General features: G+C 75.1%; 11 protein-coding genes. 7 read left to right on the forward strand and 4 right to left on the reverse strand.

The genetic code is table 11. The features are described from left to right. Positions 1-1,037 precede the first annotated feature (1,037 nt). The 3 genes from ACSLIC_RS22655 to ACSLIC_RS22665 all read left to right on the forward strand — a co-directional run bounded on the left by ACSLIC_RS22655 (position 1,038) and on the right by ACSLIC_RS22665 (position 4,495). Entirely contained in the window at positions 1,038-1,934 is an 897-nt protein-coding gene (locus tag ACSLIC_RS22655) for a protein phosphatase 2C domain-containing protein (protein WP_436739543.1), read from the forward strand. Between the two features lie 98 nt (positions 1,935-2,032). Further along, a complete protein-coding gene (locus ACSLIC_RS22660) occupies positions 2,033-3,775 on the forward strand; it encodes a pyruvate dehydrogenase (RefSeq protein ID WP_436739544.1) in 1,743 nt (580 codons plus the stop codon). A gap of 156 nt (positions 3,776-3,931) precedes the next feature. Further along, positions 3,932-4,495, forward strand: a complete 564-nt coding sequence (locus ACSLIC_RS22665) for an ATP-binding protein (RefSeq protein ID WP_436740450.1) — start codon at positions 3,932-3,934, stop codon at positions 4,493-4,495. An 85-nt stretch (positions 4,496-4,580) separates the two neighbouring features. Here ACSLIC_RS22665 and ACSLIC_RS22670 read toward each other — a convergent pair whose 3' ends face one another. Together ACSLIC_RS22670 and ACSLIC_RS22675 are read right to left on the reverse strand one after the other, a co-directional pair. Then, the gene (locus ACSLIC_RS22670; RefSeq protein ID WP_436739545.1) at positions 4,581-5,648 is read right to left on the reverse strand and encodes a DUF2637 domain-containing protein; all 1,068 of its coding nucleotides are present in this window, start codon (positions 5,646-5,648) and stop codon (positions 4,581-4,583) included. 187 nt (positions 5,649-5,835) lie between these two features. Further along, the gene (locus ACSLIC_RS22675; protein ID WP_436739546.1) at positions 5,836-6,708 is read right to left on the reverse strand and encodes a (2Fe-2S)-binding protein; all 873 of its coding nucleotides are present in this window, start codon (positions 6,706-6,708) and stop codon (positions 5,836-5,838) included. A gap of 165 nt (positions 6,709-6,873) precedes the next feature. Between ACSLIC_RS22675 and ACSLIC_RS22680 the strand changes: the two genes are divergently transcribed. After that, positions 6,874-7,632, forward strand: coding sequence for a GntR family transcriptional regulator (locus ACSLIC_RS22680; RefSeq protein WP_436739547.1), 759 nt, complete (start codon positions 6,874-6,876; stop codon positions 7,630-7,632). 19 nt (positions 7,633-7,651) lie between these two features. On the opposite strand, the gene ACSLIC_RS22685 is transcribed toward ACSLIC_RS22680, so the two are convergent. Together ACSLIC_RS22685 and ACSLIC_RS22690 are read right to left on the reverse strand one after the other, a co-directional pair. Then, complete coding sequence (locus ACSLIC_RS22685) at positions 7,652-8,470, reverse strand: hypothetical protein (protein ID WP_436739548.1); 819 nt, start codon at positions 8,468-8,470, stop codon at positions 7,652-7,654. A 595-nt stretch (positions 8,471-9,065) separates the two neighbouring features. Then, on the reverse strand, positions 9,066-10,739 hold the full coding sequence (locus ACSLIC_RS22690) for a PucR family transcriptional regulator (protein WP_436739549.1): 1,674 nt from the start codon (positions 10,737-10,739) through the stop codon (positions 9,066-9,068). Between the two features lie 401 nt (positions 10,740-11,140). Between ACSLIC_RS22690 and ACSLIC_RS22695 the strand changes: the two genes are divergently transcribed. From ACSLIC_RS22695 to pucD, 3 genes are read left to right on the forward strand one after another with little or no spacing between them, the layout of a single operon-like run. Next, complete coding sequence (locus ACSLIC_RS22695; RefSeq protein WP_436739550.1) at positions 11,141-12,019, forward strand: FAD binding domain-containing protein; 879 nt, start codon at positions 11,141-11,143, stop codon at positions 12,017-12,019. Further along, positions 12,010-12,609, forward strand: a complete 600-nt coding sequence (locus ACSLIC_RS22700) for a (2Fe-2S)-binding protein (RefSeq protein ID WP_436739551.1) — start codon at positions 12,010-12,012, stop codon at positions 12,607-12,609. The genes ACSLIC_RS22695 and ACSLIC_RS22700 overlap by 10 nt, the downstream gene beginning before the upstream one ends. Further along, a complete protein-coding gene (gene pucD / locus ACSLIC_RS22705; protein ID WP_436739552.1) occupies positions 12,606-14,990 on the forward strand; it encodes a xanthine dehydrogenase subunit D in 2,385 nt (794 codons plus the stop codon). Before ACSLIC_RS22700 ends, pucD begins: the two co-directional genes overlap by 4 nt. Positions 14,991-15,001 lie beyond the last annotated feature (11 nt).

Genomic DNA, 15,001 nt, shown 5'->3' on the forward strand with positions numbered 1-15,001 from the left:
ACAGGGGAGGGAATCCGCCGCCGTCCGCCGTCCCGGCGCGTACCTGGAATGCGCGTCGGGCCGGGTCGTGCCGGCCTCGCCGGGCGGCCTTCCCGTGGGGGGTGAGGCCGCCCGGCGGGCGCCGGGCCCACCGGCGGTCGGCGGCCGAAAATCCCGCTTCCCCCGTTTTCCGGCGGCTGGCGCGGTGGACTATTAGGGGCATGAGTCATCAGGGGGACAGGCGCACCGGCACCTCGGCCCAGGAGGACGCCTGGTGGGCGCAGTTGTACGACGAGGTCACCGAGGACACGGGCCCGGCCCCGGGTGCCGGCGACAGCCTGGACGACCGTTTCGCCTCGGCCTCCGGCACGCTCGGCACCGTCCCGCACCAGCCCTCGGCCCGGCAGCCCCCGGGAACCCGGCGGGCGCCCACTCCGGACACTGTCCCGGCCCCGGCCTCCGGAACAACCCGTCCGGGGCCCGCAGGAGCGGAGGCCGCGGACTCGCCGGGCGGTGCGGGCGCGCCGCCCGTTCCGGGCGCGGGCCCGTCAGCAGGGGCTCCCCGGCCGGGCGCGGCGCCCGCGCCCCCGGGACCGGCCCCGGCCGCCGAAGCCGTTCCGGACCCGCGCGCCACCCGCCCGGGCCCCGGCCCGGCGGCACCACGGACTCCTCCGTCCGGAACCTGGAGCGCCTCCGGCGGCGAGAGCGGTGAAACCCGGGCGCCCGCTTCTCCGAGGCCCCCGACCGCACCGGCCCCGTTCACGGACGGCTGCCCGGACGCCGAGGCCCCGCCCAGGACCTCCGGCGGGACCACGCCCCCGGACCCTCCCCGGGACGCCTCGCCGACCCCGGTCGAGCCGGCGCCCGGACGTCCGGCGCACCGCCCCCGCGAGGAACGTGCCGGGGCCCCCGCCCCCGTACCACCGGCGCCGGACGAGCGAGGCTCCCCCCAGGGGCCGGGGAGCGGGGTTCCTCCCGCCGCCGCGACACGGGCCGGGCGCGTGCCGGAGCCGGCGCACAGGGGCGAAGGGCCGGCCGCCTGCGACCCAGGGCCCGCCGTGCTGCCCGCCGCCGACCCCGACCACCTGGACCACCTGGTTCCGGACACGGTCCTGGACGGCGGCCGGCACGGCTCCCTCACCCTGCGGGCCGTCTCGCTGCGGGGTGAGACCGCCCGCCTCCGGGGCGAGCCGCGCCGGGACGCGCTGCTGACCGCCCGCTTCGGCACCGGCCCGGACGCCGTCGCCCTGGTGGCGGTCGCCACCGGAGCCCGGACCGGCACCGGTACGCACCGGGCGGCCGCCGAGGTCTGCGGCTGGATCGCCCGTGCCGTCGGCCGCAGCCACCCCCGTCTCGCGGGAGACCTCCGTGACGGCCGCCGGGCCGAACTCTCCTCCGGCCTGCACCGGCTCACCGACCACGCCCTGGGCAGACTGCGGGCCCGCGCCGCCGAACTGGGCGCCGAACCGGAGGCGTACACGGCCTCGCTGCGCTGCCTGCTGCTCCCCGCCGACCCGGCCCGCACCACCCGGGTCTTCTTCGGCGTCGGCGACGGCGGCCTGCACCGGCTGCGCGACGGCGCCTGGCAGGACCTGGAGCCGCACCCCCGCGAGGAGGAACACGGCGACGCGCGGCGCCCCGGGGCGGCGGGGGGCGAGCGGATCACCAGGGAGCTCGGGATCGAGGTGCCGCCGGGGCCCTGGGAGCCGGCCGTCGAGCCGGCCCGCGAACCCTTCCGCTTCCGCGCCTCGGTAGCCCGCCCGGGTGACGTGCTGCTGCTCAGCACCACCGGCCTCGCCGCGCCCCTGCGCGCGGAGCCCGCCTTCGCGGCCCGCCTCCGCGCACGCTGGGGCGCGGGCGCCCCGCCCGGCCTCGACGGCTTCCTCGCCGACGCCCGCCTGCGGGTGGAGGGGTACGCCGGCGACCGCACGGCAGCCGCCGTCTGGGAGGCGTGAGCGCCCGCTCCGTGACTTGATGGATTCACCGGGTACCCGATGCGGGACCCGGTGAATCCGTCAAGCCGCACAGGTGCGGGAAATGGGGTGCGTGAGGCATGGCCAAGCAGAACGTCGCCGAGCAGTTCGTCGACATCCTCGTCCGTGCGGGGGTGAAGCGGATGTACGGCGTGGTCGGCGACAGCCTCAACCCCGTCGTCGACGCCGTCCGCCGCACCCCCGGCATCGACTGGGTGCACGTACGCCACGAGGAGACCGCCGCCTTCGCCGCCGGAGCCGAGGCGCAGGTCACCGGTGAGCTGACCGCCTGCGCCGGCTCCTGCGGCCCGGGCAACCTCCACCTGATCAACGGCCTCTACGACGCGCACCGTTCGATGGCACCGGTGCTCGCCCTCGCCTCCCACATCCCCTCCAGCGAGATCGGGCTCGGCTACTTCCAGGAGACCCACCCCGAACTCCTCTTCCGCGAGTGCAGCCACTACTGCGAGATGATCTCCAACCCGGAGCAGATGCCCCGCCTGCTCCAGACCGCGATCCAGAACGCCGTCGGCCAGGGCGGCGTCAGCGTCGTCACCCTCCCCGGCGACGTCGCCGACAAGCCCGCCCCCGAGAAGTCCATCGAATCGGCGCTGGTCACCGAACGGCCCAGCGTGCGCCCCGGCGAGAGCGAGATCGCCAAGCTGGTCGAGATGATCGACAAGGCGGAGAAGGTCACCCTCTTCTGCGGCAGCGGCACCGCCGGGGCCCACGACGAGGTCATGGAGTTCGCCGAGAAGCTCAAGGCACCCGTCGGCCACGCCCTGCGCGGCAAGGAGTGGATCGAGTACGACAACCCGTTCGACGTCGGCATGAGCGGCCTGCTCGGCTACGGCGCCGCCTACGAGGCCACCCACGAGTGCGACCTGCTGATCCTGCTCGGTACGGACTTCCCGTACAACGCCTTCCTCCCCGACGACGTGAAGATCGCCCAGGTCGACGTACGGCCCCAGCACCTAGGCCGCCGCTCCAAGCTCGACCTCGCCGTCTGGGGCGACGTCCGCGAGACGCTGCGCTGCCTGACCCCGCTGGTGCGGACGAAATCCAGCCGCCGCTTCCTGGACCGGATGCTGAAGAAGCACGCCGAGGCGCTGGAGGGCGTGGTCAGCGCCTACACCCGCAAGGTCGAGAAGCACATCCCGATCCACCCCGAGTACGTCGCCTCGGTCCTCGACGACCTCGCCGACGACGACACGGTCTTCACCGTCGACACCGGCATGAACAACGTCTGGGCGGCCCGCTACATCACGCCCAACGGCAAACGGCGCGTCATCGGCTCGTTCAGCCACGGTTCGATGGCCAACGCGCTGCCGCAGGCCATCGGCGCGCAACTGGTCGAGCGGGACCGGCAGGTCGTCGCGATGTCCGGCGACGGCGGCTTCTCCATGCTGATGGGGGACTTCCTCACTCTCGTCCAACTGGACCTGCCGGTGAAGGTCGTCCTGTTCAACAACTCCTCGCTCGGCATGGTCGAACTGGAGATGCTCGTCGGCGGCCTGCCCTCCTTCGGCACCACCAACCAGAACCCGGACTTCGCCGCCGTGGCCCGCGCCTGCGGCGCCTACGGCGTACGTGTCGAGAAGCCCAAGCAGCTCGCGGGCGCGCTCAAGGACGCCTTCAGGCACGACGGGCCCGCGCTCGTGGATGTCGTGACCGACCCCAACGCCCTCTCCATCCCGCCCAAGATCAAGGCCGAGATGGTGACCGGCTTCGCCCTCTCCGCCAGCAAGATGGTGCTGGACGGAGGCGTGGGCAGGATGCTTCAGATGGCCCGCTCCAACCTGCGCAACATCCCCCGGCCCTGACCCGCCGGGCACGTGTCGGGACGCCGCGCCAGGCGTGCCGCCGTGCCGGACGGGCATGCATCACCGTGAGCGTGTTCGACCGCCGCCGGCGGGCGGTCGCACGCACCCGGCGGCGACGGGACCGCCGGGAAGGCCACGGGAGGACGACCGATCGTGATGTGGGCGGGGGACCCTGCGAGAAGCGGGGAGAGCGGACGGAGCAGCAGCGCGGCGGGACACGCCGCCGCACGGAGCGGCCGGCACGGGCCGCACACCGGTCCCCCGCCCGGCCGGGGCGACCACCCCCGCGCGGACCGGACCCCGGGCGGGCGCCTGCACCGGACGCTGCGCCACGCCGACCTGCGGTCGGTGCCGGAGGTCCGCCGCGCCCTGCGCGCCCTGCTGCGGCCCCGCCTCGCCGAGGAACGGGCCGACACCGCCGAGCTGTTGGCCTCGGAGCTCCTCACCAACGCCCTGATCCACTCCGACCACGACGCGGTCTTCACCGCGACCGTCCGTGGCGGCTGCCTGCGGGTGGAGGTCCGCGACTTCACCGGCCGCCCGCCCCGCCCCCGCACCCCCCGGCCGCACGAGGCGACCAGCGGGCGGGGCCTGCTGCTGGTCGAGGCGCTCGCCGACGACTGGGGGGTGCGTCGGCACGGCGTGGGCAAGGCGGTCTGGTTCGAACTGGGGCCGGCCGCACCCGCCTCGGAGGACGAAGGTCAGCCGGACGCGGCGTAGCGGAAGCCCCGGGGACGACGTAGGGGGCGGCCACCGGTACAGACCGGCGTCCGCCCCCTGCGGGAACGCGGAACAGGGCGCGGGCTCAGCCGAACTGCTGCTCCAGATCCTTCAGTTTCTGCTCCAGCGAATCGAGCCGGGGCAGGGCCTGGGTGTCGTCCTCGGCGGTGAGGTCGACGGTCGTGGGCTGCGACGTCCGGCCCGGTGTCTCGGCTCCGTTCACGGCCTGCAGCGAGGGCCGGTTGCGGACCGGCAGCTGCTCCGGGGTGGCCACCGGCGGCTCGGTGAGCTGCTGCTGGGGGATGGCCGGCGCACCGGCGTGCGCCAGTTCCACCTGGGCGCCGCCGCGCCGCCCGCCCCAGATGGTGCGCTGGCTGCGGGCGAGCGCCTTGATCCGGGCCCGGTCCATCTTCTGCTGGTCGCGTCGGCGCATCCGGTCCTGCGTCTTCTCCCGGCGGTCCTCGCGCACCTCGTCCACCGCCTCGTCCAGCGACCGCACGCCCTCCAGCAGCATCAGCGACCAGGCGTGGTACGTCTCCCTGGGCGCCCGCAGCCAGCGGACGATCCGAATCTGGGGCAGCGGCCTCGGCACCAGGCCCTGCTCACGCAGGGCCGCCCGCCGGGTCTGCTTCAGCGCGCGGTCGAAGAGGACCGCCGCCGACAGCGACATCCCGGCGAAGAACTGCGGCGCCCCCGCGTGGCTCAGACCGCGCGGCGCGTGCACCCAGTTGAACCAGGCTGCGGCACCGGCGAACGTCCACACCAGCAGGCGCGAGCCGAGCGCGGCGTCGCCGTGGCTCGCCTCCCGGACGGCCAGCACGGAGCAGAACATCGCCGCTCCGTCCAGGCCGAACGGCACCAGGTACTCCCAGCCGCCGGAGAGGTTGAGGTTCTGCCTGCCGAAGCCGACCAGGCCGTGGAAGGAGAGGGCGGCGGCGACGGCGGCGCAGCAGAAGAGCAGGAGGTAGGAGGCGATGCCGTAGACGGCCTCCTTGCGCCTGCGGCGCTCCTCGCTGCGTTCCCAGGAGTCGTCGGCCTCCGCCTTGGCCCCGGCACGCTTCCCTCGTGCGAGAACCGCCACCGCGACCAGCACACCCAGGAGCAGAACGGCGCCGGGAAGCAGCCAGTCAAGCGACATGTCGGTCATTCTCATCTGGGGTCCCTTGCGTAGCGGTGGGGCGTTCGGGCGCCATAGTGGCGCACGGGAACCACCGCGCAGAGGGTTTCGGGACAAGAGGACGCCAAAGGGTCGGCTTACCCCGCCGATCGCCCCTCTGAACTCGAATGCCCATATGGGCGGGGGGAGTTCAGTTCGAACCGGCCGCGTTCCGGCGCGGGTTTCAGGCCGTCGCGGCGGCCGTGGCCGTCAGCTTGCTGACGCGGTCCGCGTCGCAGGTGCGCGGACAGGTCACGCAGGTGTCCTCGGGCCGCAGCGTGTAGAACATGCAGCAGCTCGCCCGGTCCCGGGTCGGCAGCGCCTCGCCGTTCGGACCGGTCAGCTCACGGAAAGCGGCCGTCCCCACGTACGGCCGGGTGGCGCCCGGCAGGAGCCGCTCCAGCTCGGTCATGGCCCGCTGCTCCTCGCCGAGGAGGTGGCCGAGGTACCAGAGACTCTCGACGACCTCGTCGGTGGCCATGCCCCACAGTGCCCGGCCGCGCCGCCGCATCCGCGGGCCGAACCCGGCCAGCAGCGGCTCCAGGTGCTCGGCGACCGCGGCCCGCACCTCCGCCCGCAGTGCCTCCTCGTCCGGTACGACCCGGGCCCCGGGCAGCCCCGCCGCCGGGTCGTCCGGCAGGCAGGCGAAGGCGCCGGCGCGCACCGCCATCCGGCCCTCGGCCCGGTCGTACGCCACCTGGTCCACCGGGAAGCGCGGCACCCGGCCCAGCAGGAACCACGGCAGGGTGATGAGCAGGCAGGCCGGCCAGGCGTACCGGTGGAGTCCGAAGGTGGCGACCACGTCCGGGCGGGCGGCCTGGCCGTAGTCCCGCAGGACCTGTTCCTCGTCCCAGGCGATGAAGGCGTCCAGCTCCGCGCCGCCGGCGGCGAGCCGGTCGGCCCTCGTCCAGCCCGCGCCCCCGGGGAGCGCCTCACCCGCGCGGACCTCTTCGACGCGCAGTGAGGGGAAGACCTCGGCCAGCCGGGCGTACGCGGCGGCCAGAGGGGAGGCCGGGAGGGGGCGGAGGGCGCCGGGCGCCGGAGCGGTGATGGACATGAGGGAGGACCACCGAATCGCGATCGTTTGCAGGTAAGCCTTACCTTACCCCAGCCTTCGCCCTCCTGACCTTGCCCTATCCTCGTCGCAGGCATCCGGGTGAACCGGCCGCCCGGGCGGCCCGGGCGACGTCCCCAGCGGTCCGCGCGAGGAGGAGGAATCCGAGTGGAGCACGCCCTGCCCCGGGCCGCCACCCCGGGCACCCCCGGCCAGGCCGCCCGCCCCCGGGTCCCCGTCCAGCCCACCGCCGGCCAGGTCCACGGCGAGCACCTCCACAGCGAACCCCCGGCCCCCCGAACGCCGCTGCGCCGCACCTCGGTCCGCGGCCAGGTCCTCGACGGCCTGCGCGCCGCCCTGATCGCGGGCGACCTCACCCCGGGCGAGGTCTACTCCGGGCCCGGCCTCGCCGAGCGCTTCGGGGTCTCCGCCACGCCGGTCCGCGAGGCCATGCAGCAACTCGCGGTGGAGGGAGCCGTCGAGGTGGTCCCGAACCGAGGGTTCCGCGTCGTCGAGCGGGACGCCCGCGAACTCGCCGAACTCGCCGAGGTGCGCGCCCTCATCGAGGTGCCCGTCATGCTGCGGCTGGCCCACTCCGTCCCGGCCGGCCGGTGGACCGCCCTGCGGCCGCTGGCCGAAGAGACCGTCGCCGCCGCTGAGACCGGCGACCGCGCCCGTTACGCCGAGTCGGACCGCGCCTTCCACGGGGCCGTCCTCGGCCTCGGCGGGAACCGGCAGCTCACCTCGGTCGCCGCGGACCTGCACCGGCGAGCCCAGTGGCCGCTGGTCACCGGACCGCTCTCGCGCCGCCGCACCGATCTGGTGGCCGACGCCGCCCAGCACCTCGCACTCCTGGAGGCCCTCGCCACCCGCGACCTCCCTGCCGTCCAGTCCCTGGTCCGCGAACACTTCGCCGGCGCCCGCTGACCACCCCGGCCACCGGGCGTCACAGGGGCTCGGGAGCCGGCGCCAGCTGGTCCGCCAGCCAGGTCGGCACCCCGCCCAGCAGCCCGAAGAGCCGCCGCGCCTCCGCCAGCAGGCGGGACGCCTCCGGCTCCGACTCGGTCTGCGCGAGCGAGGCCAGCGCGGGCGCCGTGCCCACCAGGAAGCCCAGCTCCTCGCGGAGCCGCAGCGACTGGGCGAAGCCGTGCCGGGCCTCCACCATCTCGCCCTCGCGCAGGGCCAGTCCGGCCAGGTGCCGCCAGGTCGAGGAGAGCAGCAGCGTGTCCTCGCGGGCGGTGGCGCCGGCGTGCGCCCGGCGGTAGGCGGCGCGGGCGGCCTGCGGGGAGTCGGAGATGTGCTCGGAGATCAGCCCCCGCCGGTAGTCGAGCAGGGACCGGCCGGGCGCGGCGGGTGCCAGCAGGGCCGCGGCCCGCCCGAGCGCGGAGCGCGCCTCGTCGGCGCGGTCGCGGACCCCGAGCACGGTCGAGGCGTACGCGAGGTGGCCCCGCTCGCAGGCGGCGGCGCCGCGCTCCTCGTCCGTCCCGGCCAGCGCCTCGGCCTGCCGCAGCCCGTTCTCCGCCTCGGACCAGCCCCGCCCCGTGTACAGGCAGCGCTCCACCAGCAGCGCGGTCCGCTCCAGCGCGGCGGCGGGCCCGTGTGCCTTGGCGAGCAGCGCCGCCGCATCGGCCCAGCAGCCGCGCGACCGCAGCCGCCACACCGCCGAGCGGGTCGCCTCCCGGGTCGTCCCGGGCGGGCGACCCGCCCCGTCCGGCCCTGCGGCGACCTCCGAAGAACCCGCATCGGACATGGCGGTGTCCGCCACATTCCCTCCCCCACGCGCGCCGTTGAGTGTGGCGTGCATCTCAGCATGGAACGAGGCGGTGAGCCAAGAGGTCGGGTGAAAGGTTTCACAATCCTTGGGGGCGCGCTGAAGCACGTCCAAGATCGCCATGGCGCGTGGGCCCCGGCGTGCGCCGGGGCCCACCCCGGTCGACGTTCGGGGCCGTGATCCCGCCATCGGGCCCGGCGGGCGTCCGCGCGCGCCGCGGAGCGGCGAGTCTCCGCCTCGGCCGGACGGATCGCCGCAGCACGGACGCCGGCCCGGCCGGCCCGGCCGGCCGGGCCCGCGCCAGTCGCAGCGCCTTCCCCGGTACCCACGGGCTTCCCGGTGCGAACGGTTGTGGAGCCGGTGCTCACCTTCTCGAACGGTGGTGGGGCGTGGGGACCCCGCGCCGGGTGTTCCGTACGGGCGATGAGCCCATGACGTCTGCGGTGGACGGCCGCCGGAGCCGGGCGCCCGGGGCGCGGACCGTCACCGCGAAGCACCGCGTACGCACGTGTGGATCAGCAGCCCCGCGGGGCTTGGGCGCTCCGGATCGGCGGTTCCACCCGTTCACCGGCCTGAGGGCGCAGCCTGGCTAGCTCATCCGCAGCGCCAGGAAGAAGTCGAGCTTGTCCTCCAGGCGCGACAGGTCCCGGCCCGTCAGTTGCTCGATCCTGCCCACGCGATAGCGCAGGGTGTTGACGTGCAGATGAAGCCGGGCGGCACACCGCGTCCAGGACCCGTCGCAGTCGAGGAACGCCTCCAGGGTCGGGATCAGCTCGGCGCGGTGGCGGCGGTCGTAGTCGCGCAGCGGGCCGAGCAGCCGGGCGGTGAAGGCACGGCGGACGTCGTCCGGGACGAAGGGCAGCAGCAGGACGTGCGAGGCCAGCTCCTGGTGCCCGGCCGCGCAGACGCTGCCGGGGCGGGCGGCCGCGACCCGGCGGGCGTGCCGGGCCTCCTCCAGGGCGCCCCGCAGCCCGTCCGCCGAGTGGACGGCCGCGCTGACGCCCAGCGTGATCCGGTCGCCGTCCCCGAGTCCGGCGGCGAGCGGGAGCCGTACGGCGTCGAGGAGTTCCTCGGCGACCAGGCCCTCGGGGGCCTCGCCCTCCGCCTCCTCGCCGGCGGGCGCCCCGTCGGCCGCCACGGCGGGCAGCGGGACCAGCGCCACGGCCTCCTCGCCGAGGCGGGCCACCGCGGTCCGGTCGGCCACCTCGGGCCCGGTGGCGTCCGGCGCCACCAGGATCTCCTCCAGCAGCGCCTGGGCGGCCTGTCCGCCGCCCGCGTCCGGGCCCTCGGCGGTGGCGACCACCACCTGCCAGTGCGGAGCGGCGCCGAGCCCGGGCAGCAGCACGGGGGCGGCGACCCGCAGCCGGGCCGCGATCTCGGCGGGGGCGGCGCCCGACTGGACCAGTTCCAGAACCTCCCCGGCGAGTCGGCGCCGCACCGTGCGGGCCGCGTCGCGGCGGTCGCGTTCGACGGCGATCAGCTGGGTGACGCCGTCGAGCAGGTCGAGCCGTTCCTCGGGCCAGTCGGAGGCGTCCGCGCGGACCGCGAGCAGCCAGTCGGCGGCGGCCGGGCCCCGGGGCGTGCCCGAGGGCGCCGAACGGATCGGGAAGAGCGCGTACGCCTCCCCGTCGACGTTGGTCCGCGCCTGCCGGTGGCGCCCGGCGCGGATCGCGGCGAGGCCGTCGGCGGCGAGCCGGGTGGCCGTCTCGCGGGAGAGCGGCTCCACGTCGCGGGGGCCGGCGACGAGGCGGCCGGTGGGGGAGAGGACGAAGGCGCGCAGGTCCAGGTCGGAGCCGAGCAGGTCGAGGACGACCTCGGGGCCGCCGCCGGCGGGCCCGGCCGTCATCAGCCGCCGGTGCCGGTCGACCACGGCGGCCAGGTCCCCGGCTCGCTCGCCCGAGACGCGTCGGACCACGTGCTCGGTGATGGTGGCGAAGGCGACCGACTCGTTGACCGCGAGGAGCGGCAGCCGGTGCCGGGCGCACGCCTCGATCAGGTCCTCGGGGACCGCGCCCAGCTCCGCCTCGCCCGCGGCGAGCGCACTCACCCCGGCCGCAGCCAGGATGCGGACGAAGGGTTCGGAGTCGGCCGCATCGTGCCGCCAGGCCAGTCCGGTGAGGACCAGTTCGCCGCCGGAGAGGTAGCGGCTGGGGTCGCGCAGGTCGGTGGTCATCACACCGCGGACCGTGCGGTCCAGCTCGTCCTCGCCGCCGAGCAGCCGCAGGCCGAGGCCATCGGTCCGAAGCAGGGCGCGCAGCCGCATCTCGTCGCCGCCGATCTCTCGTTCAGGAACAGGTGGACAGGGGTAGGGCAGATATCACGCCGGACACCTCCGACGGAGCAGGGCGCACGCTGGGCGGCCTAGTCTGTGGTTTCCGGGGCGAAACGGCGAGGCTACCGGCCCCGTCGTTCATACGAATCTACAAGAAGCCTGACGTGGCCAGCCAATTCCTTCATGCGTTCAGTGACTGACCCCGGCGCCCCGCAGAACTGTGTACTGGCCGCTTCGCGTGCGCAGCGCTCGAACGAGGCAGGATTCGGCGGACCGGCCGTACCGGGGAGGGACCCGCCCGCACCGCTCTGTGACGCACGTCCGAGCCCCCGCACGGCACGCCGGAACCGCCCGTACGCCATCGACGCCACGACACCGGAAGAGAGCCCCGCATGGACTTCCTTCGTCCCGCCGGCTGGCAGGAGGCGCTCGCCGCGAAGGCCGAGTACCCCGCCGCCGTGCCGATCGCGGGCGGCACGGACGTGATGGTCGAGATCAACTTCGACCACCGCCGCCCCGACCACCTGCTGGACCTCGGACGTATCGAGGAGCTGACCGCCTGGGAGGACCTCGGCGACAGCATCCGCCTCGGCGCGAGCGTCCCGTACAGCCGCATCATGAAGCACCTGCGCGGCGACCTGCCCGGCCTCGCGCTCGCCTCGCACACCGTCGCCTCCCCGCAGATCCGCAACCGCGGCGGTGTCGGCGGCAACCTCGGCACCGCCTCCCCGGCCGGCGACGCCCACCCGGCGCTGCTCGCCGCGGGCGCGGAGGTCGAGGCCGAGTCCGTACGCGGCACCCGGCTCATCCCCATCGACGACTTCTACACCGGAGTCAAGCGCAACGCCCTCGCGCCCGACGAGCTGATCCGCGCCGTCCGGGTCCGCAAGGCCGACGGGCCGCAGCAGTTCTCCAAGGTCGGCACCCGCAACGCCATGGTCATCGCCGTCTGCGCCTTCGGCATCGCCCTGCACCCCGGCACGCGCACCGTGCGGACCGGCATCGGCTCCGCCGCCCCCACGCCGGTCCGGGCGAAGGTTGCCGAGGAGTTCCTCGTCGCGGCCCTGGAGGAGGGCAACCACTGGGAGAGCGGCGGCCCGCTCCCCGACTCCCTCGTCCAGCAGTTCGCCACCCTCGCCGCCGGCGCCTGCAACCCCATCGACGACCTTCGCGGCACGGCCGCCTACCGCCGCCACGCCATCGGCGTCCTGGCCCGCCGCACCCTCGGCTGGACCTGGGCCGCCCGCGAGAGGAGCACCGCATGCGCGTGAACTTCACCGTCAACGGCCGCCGCCGGGAGGCGGACGACGTATGGGAGGGCGAGTCGCTGCTCCACGTCCTGCGCGAGCGGATGGGCCTGCCCGGCTCCAAGAACGCCTGCGAACAGGGCGAGTGCGGCTCCTGCACGGTCCGCCTGGACGGCGTCCCGGTCTGCTCCTGCCTGGTGGCCGCCGGGCAGGCCCAGGACCGCGACATCGTCACCGTCGAGGGCCTCGCCGCACTGGCCGCCCGCCGCGCCGAGGGCGGCGACCACGCCCCGGGCGCCCGCCGCACCGGACCCGACGAGGCCGGGCCCGGGCGCGCCGGCCCGGGCACGGGCACCGGCGCGCAGACCGGTGAGGGCGCCGGACTCTCCCCGGTCCAGCAGGCGTTCATCGACGCCGGAGCCGTCCAGTGCGGCTTCTGCACCCCGGGCCTGCTGGTCGCCGCCGACGAGATGCTGGAGGCCAACCCCTCGCCCAGCGACGCCGACATCCGTGAGGCGCTCTCCGGCAACCTCTGCCGCTGCACCGGCTACGAGAAGATCCTCGACGCGGTCCGCCTCGCCGCCGCCCGCCAGGAAGGCACGGTGAGCCGATGAACGCCACCGGCATCCCCGGCCACCTCACCCAGGGCTCCGCCACCCGGGGCGGCATCGGCGAGTCGACGCTGCGGCCCGACGGCACCCTCAAGGTCACCGGCGAGTTCGCCTACGCCTCCGACATGTGGCACGAGGACATGCTGTGGGGCCACACCCTGCGCTCCCCGCACGCCCACGCCCGCATCGTCTCCGTCGACACCGGTGAGGCCCTGGCCCAGGCCGGGGTGTACGCGGTCCTCACCCACGACGACCTCCCCGCCGAGGTGAAGAACTACGGCCTGGAGATCCAGGACACCCCGGCCCTCGCCCACCGGCGGGTCCGCCACCACGGCGAGCCGGTCGCCCTGGTCGCCGCCGACCACCCCGAGACGGCCCGCCGCGCCGCCGCGAAGATCAAGGTGGTCTACGAGGAACTGCCGCTCGTCACCGACGAGGCCACCGCCACCGCCCCCGGCGCCCCCCTGCTCCACGAGGACCGCGACGACCACCACGCCGCGCACACCCCGCACCCGAACATCGTCCACCGCCAGCCCATCGTCCACGGCGACGTCGCGGCGGGCCGCGCCCGGGCCGACGTCGTGGTCACCGGCGAGTACGTCTTCGGCATGCAGGACCAGGCGTTCCTGGGCCCCGAGTCGGGTCTCGCGGTGCCCGCCGAGGACGGCGGCGTCGACCTGTACGTCGCCACCCAGTGGCTCCACGCCGACCTGGGCCAGATCGCGCCCGTCCTCGGCCTGCCCGAGGAGAAGATCCGCATGACGCTCTCCGGCGTCGGCGGCGCCTTCGGCGGGCGCGAGGACCTGTCGATGCAGATCCACGCCTGCCTGCTGGCGCTGCGCACCGGCAAGCCCGTGAAGATGGTCTACAACCGCTTCGAGTCGTTCTTCGGCCACGTCCACCGCCACCCCGCCAAGCTCCACTACGAGCACGGCGCGACCCGCGACGGCAAGCTCACCCACCTGGTCTGCCGCATCGTCCTGGACGGCGGCGCGTACGCCTCGTCCTCGCCCGCCGTGGTCGGCAACGCGGCCTCGCTCGGCGCGGGGCCCTACGCCATCGACAACGTGGAGATCGAGACCCTCGCCCTCTACACCAACAACCCGCCCTGCGGCGCCATGCGCGGCTTCGGCGCCGTCCAGGCGTGCTTCGCCTACGAGGCGCAGATGGACAAGCTGGCCGCCGCCCTCGGCATGGACCCGGTCGAGCTGCGGCAGCTCAACGCCATGGAGCAGGGCTCCGTCCTGCCCACCGGCCAGGTGGTCGACTCGCCCGCCCCCGTCGCCGAGCTGCTGCGCCGGGTCAAGGCCCGCCCGCTGCCGCCCGAACGCCAGTGGGAGTCGGCCGGCGGCGCCCCCGACGTCCGCGCCCTGCCCGGCGGCCTCTCCAACACCACCCACGGCGAAGGCGTGGTACGCGGCGTCGGCTACGCCGTCGGCATCAAGAACGTCGGCTTCTCCGAGGGCTTCGACGACTACTCGACCGCCCGGGTACGCCTCCAGGTCGCCGGCGGCGAGGCCGTGGCCGTCGTGCACACCGCGATGGCCGAGGTCGGGCAGGGCGGCATCACCGTCCACGCCCAGATCGCCCGTACCGAACTCGGCGTCTCCCAGGTCACCATCCACCCCGCCGACACCCAGGTCGGCTCGGCCGGGTCGACCTCCGCCTCCCGGCAGACGTACGTCACCGGCGGCGCCGTCAAGCACGCCTGCGAGGCGGTGCGGGAAAAGGTGCTGGAGAGGGGACGCGCCAAGTTCGGCACGTACCATCCCGCCTGGGCCACCGCCGAACTCCTCCTGGAGGGCGGCAAGGTCGTCACCGACGGCGGGGAGGTCCTCGCCGGCCTCGCCGAGGTCCTCGGTGACGAGGTGGTCGACCTGGAGCTGGAGTGGCGCCACCGGCCCACCGAGGCGCTGGACCTGCGTACCGGGCAGGGCAACGGCCACGTGCAGTACTCCTTCGCCGCCCATCGCGCCGTCGTCGAGGTCGACACCGAACTCGGCCTGGTCAAGGTGGTGGAGCTGGCCTGCGCGCAGGACGTCGGGAGGGCCCTCAACCCGCTCTCCGTGGTCGGCCAGATCCAGGGCGGCTCCACCCAGGGCCTCGGCGTCGCCGTCATGGAGGAGATCGTGGTGGACCCGGCCACCGCCAAGGTCCGCAACCCCTCGTTCACCGACTACCTGATCCCGACCATCCTCGACACCCCGGCCATCCCGGTCGACGTCCTCGAACTCGCCGACGACCACGCCCCCTACGGGCTGCGCGGCGTCGGCGAGGCGCCGACCCTCTCCTCCACCCCGGCGGTCCTCGCGGCGATCCGCGCGGCCACCGGCCTGGAGCTGAACCGGGCCCCGGTCCGCCCCGAACACCTCACAGGGAGCTGACCATCGCCGCC

It is taken from the genome of Streptomyces sp. BBFR102, assembly GCF_051397025.1.
Classification (GTDB): Bacteria; Actinomycetota; Actinomycetes; order Streptomycetales; family Streptomycetaceae; genus Streptomyces.

Bases quoted from the DNA above. Each gene is read 5' to 3' on its own strand.
- pucD (WP_436739552.1), top strand. From the start codon at position 12,606: ATGAACGCCACCGGCATCCCCGGCCACCTCACCCAGGGCTCCGCCACC.
- ACSLIC_RS22660 (WP_436739544.1), top strand. From the start codon at position 2,033: ATGGCCAAGCAGAACGTCGCCGAGCAGTTCGTCGACATCCTCGTCCGT.
- ACSLIC_RS22675 (WP_436739546.1), bottom strand. From the start codon at position 6,708: ATGTCCATCACCGCTCCGGCGCCCGGCGCCCTCCGCCCCCTCCCGGCC.
- ACSLIC_RS22665 (WP_436740450.1), top strand. From the start codon at position 3,932: ATGTGGGCGGGGGACCCTGCGAGAAGCGGGGAGAGCGGACGGAGCAGC.
- ACSLIC_RS22690 (WP_436739549.1), bottom strand. From the start codon at position 10,739: ATGCGGCTGCGCGCCCTGCTTCGGACCGATGGCCTCGGCCTGCGGCTG.
- ACSLIC_RS22700 (WP_436739551.1), top strand. From the start codon at position 12,010: ATGCGCGTGAACTTCACCGTCAACGGCCGCCGCCGGGAGGCGGACGAC.
- ACSLIC_RS22695 (WP_436739550.1), top strand. From the start codon at position 11,141: ATGGACTTCCTTCGTCCCGCCGGCTGGCAGGAGGCGCTCGCCGCGAAG.
- ACSLIC_RS22670 (WP_436739545.1), bottom strand. From the start codon at position 5,648: ATGAGAATGACCGACATGTCGCTTGACTGGCTGCTTCCCGGCGCCGTT.